This window comes from Klebsiella sp. MS 92-3 (assembly GCF_000195655.1).
Classification (GTDB): domain Bacteria; phylum Pseudomonadota; class Gammaproteobacteria; order Enterobacterales; family Enterobacteriaceae; genus Klebsiella; species Klebsiella pneumoniae.
This window is the reverse complement of record NZ_GL882861.1, coordinates 5798-10890: the sequence shown is the minus strand read 5'-3', so window position 1 is coordinate 10890 and position 5093 is coordinate 5798. Positions and strand designations below refer to the sequence as shown.

Genomic DNA, 5093 nt, shown 5'->3' with positions numbered 1-5093 from the left:
CGGGGGGGGGGGGGGGGGCGGGAGGCAAGCGTGATCGCAAAACAAGAATTAACGGGCCGAATTTTCAATATCCAGAAATATTCGATCTATGACGGCGATGGCATTCGCACGCTGGTGTTTTTTAAGGGCTGCAACATTCGCTGCCCGTGGTGCGCCAACCCGGAAGGGCTGAACAGCCAGTTCCAGGTGATGTTCTCGCACGACAAATGCATTAACTGCGGCGACTGCGTCAGCGTCTGTCCGGCGGGTATTCATTATCGGGCGGAAGAGAATGGCGAAATGAAGCACTTCGTCGACCGCAATAAAGACTGCATCGGCTGCCGCAAATGCGAAGAGATTTGCACCCAGAACGCGCTGGACATTATGGGCAAGGACGTCACCGTCAGCGAGCTGATGGAGATCATCATGCAGGACTACGACTTCTATATCTCCTCCGGCGGCGGCGTCACCATCGGCGGCGGCGAGATGAGCCTGCAGACCGATTTTGCCGTCGCCTTATTTCGCGAATGCAAAAAGATGATGATTAACACCGCCGTCGAAACCCAGGGCACCACCCCGCTTGCCAACTACCAGAAGCTGGCGCCGGTCACCGACACCTTCTTATTCGACATAAAGCAGATTAACAGCGAACACCACAAGGCGATGCTCGGCATCGGTAACGAAGGGATCCGCCGCAATCTCGAATGGCTGGTGGATTCCGGCGCCAACGTCATTGTGCGTATGCCGCTCATTCGCGGCTACAACGACTCATTCGACGCCATTACCGGCGCCATTGATTACGTACAGAAGCTGGCGAAGCATGGAAATATCCGCCGCATCGACATGCTGCCGTACCACCAGTTGGGACGCAAAAAGTACGAACGCCTGGATATGCCCTACCCGATTACCCAGGACCCGTCTTATTCACCGGACGAACTGGACCGGCTGGAAACCTTCTTCCGGCAATTTGATTTTGATATTCGCTTAGTCCGCCATTAACAGGAGCCGACCATGAAAAGTTTAGGCGTAATTGAAACGCGAGGATGGGTCGCCGCCATTCAGGCCGTCGACGCCGCCTGTAAAGCTGCGGGAGTGACCTGCATTGGCTATCGCAAACCAGGCTCCGGGCTGGTGAGCGTCTGCTTTGAAGGGGAGATCAGCGCCATCCACACCGCCATTGAACGCGGCGTGGCGGTCGCAGGCGCCGAGCACACCGTGAAGTCATTGGTTATTGCCCGCCCGGAGCGCTGCGTGGTTGAAGCGTTAAGCAACCTCAAAGGCAACCCGCCGCGCGAGCAAAAAACGGCCGAACCGGTGGTTATCCCCGCCCCGGAAGCCATCGTCCCCCCTGCCGCCCCGAACGAAACGGAAGATAAACATCCGGCGCTGAAGAAAGGGAAGAAGTCATGATCGACACCCTGGTTCGCGAAAAAATCGCCGCCCGCCTGAGCGCAACGGCGCCGGCGATCCCAGTGGGGATCTCCAACCGCCACGTCCATCTCGCGCAACAGGACGTCGAGGCGTTGTTCGGCAAAGGCTACAGCCTGACGCCGTTCAAACCGCTGCGCCAGCCGGGGCAGTTCGCCGCCCAGGAGTGCGTGACCGTTGTCGGGCCGAAGGGCTCGCTGACCAACGTCCGTGTCCTCGGGCCAACCCGCCCGGTATCGCAGCTGGAAGTGTCGCGCGCCGACTGCTTCACGCTCGGTATCAAAGCGCCGGTCCGTGAGTCCGGCCAGCTGGAGAACGCCGGTAGCGCGCTGCTGATTGGGCCCGCCGGTCACGTTGAGCTCCATTCGCAGGTGATCTGCGCCTGGCGGCATATTCATATGTCGCCGCAGGATGCGCGCCAGCTCAACGTCAGCAATGGCCAGAAGGTCAGTGTGCGCAGCAATGGCGAGCGCCAGCTGACTTTCGACGAAGTGGTGGTGCGGGTGCGCGATGACTTCGCGCTGGAGTTTCACATCGACACCGAAGAAGCCAATGCCGCCGGGTTGAAAAACGGCGCGCAGGTGACGCTCATCGGCTAACGGAGGCTCGCCATGACCGACGAACAGATTGAAGGTTTAGTTACGCGGATTTTGCAGAGCCTACGCCCGCCGGTACTGGTGATGGTGACCGCCGCTGACGGCTATCGCGCGGCGATCCGCCAGCGCCTGGCGGGCTGCGGCTACCCGCTGCGCCTCGCGCTGGAGGAGGGTCTCGCCGACGCCACCGCGTGGCGAGAGGTGGGCGAGATTATCCCGTCATCGACCTGGCAGGATCTCCTGCCGTCAGCGCCGTGGCGGGCGGTACTGCTACCGTTTCTCGATTATCCGCAAGCCTCGGATCTGCTGAACGGCACCCTGCGCAATCCGGTCTCCCGCTGCGCGCACGAGGCGCTGCTGGCGGGTATTCCGGTGCTGGCGCTGCGCTACCACTGCGATCCGCACAGCGAGCTCAACCGGCTGCGCGGCGCGCAGGCCGGCAGCGCCTACGCCGGACATCTGCAGACCACGCTGGCCCGTCTGGAAGCCTGCGGCGTCTTCCTCGGCACCATGAATGAGCTGCTGGCGAAGCTGGACGCGCCCACCGCGCCAGCCGCCGTCAACAGCGAACCGCGCCGTTATCTTACCGTCACAGACGTGGTGAATAATCCGGCGCTGGCGGCGGCCCCGCGCGCTCAGCTGACCGATGCGGCCATTGATTACTTAAAAAACAGAAAGATATGACCTTACCCAACTATGAACCTGGAGCTTAACGATGTCCTCGAAAACAAAATGCTGGTTATGGATGCTGCTGGTTATCCTCTCCGAAACCTCGGCAACCTCGACGTTAAAAATGTTCGGTAGCAGTGAAGGCGGCAGCAAAATGCTGCTGCTCGGGCTGCTGATTGCGCTTTACTGCACCTGCTATTACTCGCTCTCAAGGGCGGTGAAAGATATCCCGGTCGGCCTGGCGTACGCCACTTGGTCCGGCACCGGCATTTTGGTGGTCTCGACGCTGGGAATGGCATTCTACGGCCAGCACCCGGATACCGCCGCCATCATCGGCATGGCGGTGATCGCCAGCGGCATCGTTATCATGAACCTGTTCTCGAAGATGGGTTCCGAAGCGAGCGAAGAGGACGCGCCCGCCGCGCCAGCCGCCGCCATGGATAAGAACATCGCTAACTAACAGGAAAGGAACACCCTATGTTTAATCTCGGATTTTTATGGCTGGCGCTGTCTATCGGCTCCGAAATCACCGGCACCTCGATGATCAAAAAAACCAACGGCTTCAGCAAGCTGGCCCCTTCGGTGCTGGTGGTCTGCGCCTACGGCCTGTGCTACTTCGCCCTCACCCGCGCGATGAGCACCATCCCGGTGGGCGTGGCCTACTCGCTGTGGTGCGGCTTCGGTATCGTCGGCGTCACCATCTGCTCCATGATCCTCTATAAGCAGAAACCGGATCTGGCGGCCATTATCGCCATGGCGCTGATTATCTCCGGCGGCGTGATCATGAACGTCTTCTCGACCATGTAATACAAGGCGGGTTTACCCCGCCGTGATTTCGTGGCAGGATAAAAAGATGAACAGAAACGCGATCGTGACCTCCCCCCGCCGTTGGTGGCTGCCTGCATAACAGGCGGCACGATACACGTTTCCATTTTCAAAGCCGCCGGAAGGCGGCTTTGTTATTTCCAGGACGTCTTTCGGCTGAACAGTCTGATAAGGAGTCCCTGATGAACCATCCACAAACCATCCTCACCGGCGACCGCCCGACCGGCCAACTACATCTTGGCCACTACGTCGGTTCGCTGCGCCAGCGCGTCGCGCTGCAGCACGACCACCAGCAGTTTATCCTGATCGCCGACCTGCAAGGACTCACCGATAACGGCAGCAACCCGCAAAAAATTAGCCACCATATCCTCGAAGTCATGGCCGATTATCTGGCCGTCGGCATCGACCCCAGGCTCACCACTATTTGCCTGCAGTCCGCCCTGTCGGCGCTGGCGGAGCTCAGCGCGCTGTATATGAATATCGTCACCGTCGCCCGCGTAGAACGTAATCCGACGGTCAAAAATGAGATTGCCCAGAAGGGATTCGCCCGCTCGCTGCCGGTGGGTTTTCTCGCCTATCCGATTAGCCAGGCGGCCGATATCACCGCGTTCAAGGCCGAACTGGTGCCGGTGGGCGACGATCAGCTACCGATGATTGAGCAGACCAACGAGATCGTCCACAAGATGAATAGCCTCACCGGCGAGCCGGTGCTGCGCCACTGCAAGGCGCTACTCAGCGAAGTGAGTCGCCTGCCGGGCGTCGATGGCAACGCCAAAATGTCGAAATCGCTCGGCAATACGCTGACGTTATCGGCCACAGAGGAGGAGATCCACCACGCGGTCAGCGCGATGTATACCGACCCGACGCACCTGAGAGTCAGCGATCCGGGGCATGTCGAGGGCAACGTGGTGTTTACCTATCTCGATGCATTCCACAGCGATAAGGCGCGGGTGGCAGAGATGAAAACCCACTATCAGCGCGGCGGGCTGGGCGATCGCCAGTGTAAGAATGAGCTGGAGACCTGCTTGCAGACGCTACTGGCGCCGATCCGCGAACGCAGGGCCACTTTTATTCAGGATAAAGGGATGCTGCTGGAGCTGCTGCGCCAGGGCAGCGAACGCGCCCACCACCTCACACAGCAGACGCTGCATGAGGTGAAGCGTGGGCTGGGTCTGCCGGTGCTGTTCTGAGATGGTGAAATACTCCCTGTGCGGATAATTTTGTTAACACGCCGACAAGACCCTGTCTTTCGTATGGACAATATCGCCCCGGCTGTTACTATCGCGTTAACGGTAGCTCTCACTATGCGTGTTTCATTAAGGCCAGGATCGCTGATGATGACCACATAAGTAGCCCAGCGAGCGGCTGCGCATCGGCGCGGCAGAGCGCGGCGTCAGCGGCCCTCCCTCCACTTTTTCGTCCTTCGCAAGAAGGACGCTCCGCCCGCCGGAGGAAACACGCGCACCACTCAGCACAGGGAATCAAGCGAGTCGCGTATGGACAAAATAAAGAAACGTTGGGCAGGGTATTTTGTCGGCTTACTGGTGGTGCTCGCCGCCGCCGCATGGTGGCTGCTGCGCCCCCCGGGGGGCCCCC

Annotated in this window: 8 protein-coding genes; all 8 read left to right on the top strand. The window is 59.9% G+C overall.

Annotated features, from left to right (window positions below; genetic code table 11):
* The first annotated feature begins 30 nt into the window (after window positions 1–30).
* Window positions 31–978 (top strand): choline TMA-lyase-activating enzyme, encoded by a 948-nt coding sequence (gene cutD / locus HMPREF9538_RS02990; RefSeq protein WP_020316596.1) that lies wholly within the window; start codon window positions 31–33, stop codon window positions 976–978.
* Between the two features lie 12 nt (window positions 979–990).
* On the top strand, window positions 991–1389 hold the full coding sequence (locus HMPREF9538_RS02995; protein WP_009486241.1) for a BMC domain-containing protein: 399 nt from the start codon (window positions 991–993) through the stop codon (window positions 1387–1389).
* Window positions 1386–2006: a phosphate propanoyltransferase gene (locus HMPREF9538_RS03000; protein ID WP_009486240.1), complete on the top strand. Its 621-nt coding sequence runs from the start codon at window positions 1386–1388 to the stop codon at window positions 2004–2006. Before HMPREF9538_RS02995 ends, HMPREF9538_RS03000 begins: the two co-directional genes overlap by 4 nt.
* 12 nt (window positions 2007–2018) lie before the next feature.
* Window positions 2019–2687, top strand: a complete 669-nt coding sequence (locus tag HMPREF9538_RS03005; RefSeq protein WP_009486239.1) for a hypothetical protein — start codon at window positions 2019–2021, stop codon at window positions 2685–2687.
* Between the two features lie 31 nt (window positions 2688–2718).
* Window positions 2719–3132 (top strand): DMT family transporter, encoded by a 414-nt coding sequence (locus HMPREF9538_RS03010; protein WP_020316589.1) that lies wholly within the window; start codon window positions 2719–2721, stop codon window positions 3130–3132.
* A 17-nt stretch (window positions 3133–3149) separates the two neighbouring features.
* Window positions 3150–3479 (top strand): DMT family transporter, encoded by a 330-nt coding sequence (locus HMPREF9538_RS03015; RefSeq protein WP_004204123.1) that lies wholly within the window; start codon window positions 3150–3152, stop codon window positions 3477–3479.
* A 200-nt stretch (window positions 3480–3679) separates the two neighbouring features.
* Window positions 3680–4687, top strand: coding sequence for a tryptophan--tRNA ligase (gene trpS / locus HMPREF9538_RS03020; protein ID WP_009486237.1), 1008 nt, complete (start codon window positions 3680–3682; stop codon window positions 4685–4687).
* A gap of 306 nt (window positions 4688–4993) precedes the next feature.
* On the top strand, window positions 4994–5093 hold a 100-nt coding region (locus HMPREF9538_RS33440; protein ID WP_416352775.1), incomplete at its 3' end, for a hypothetical protein.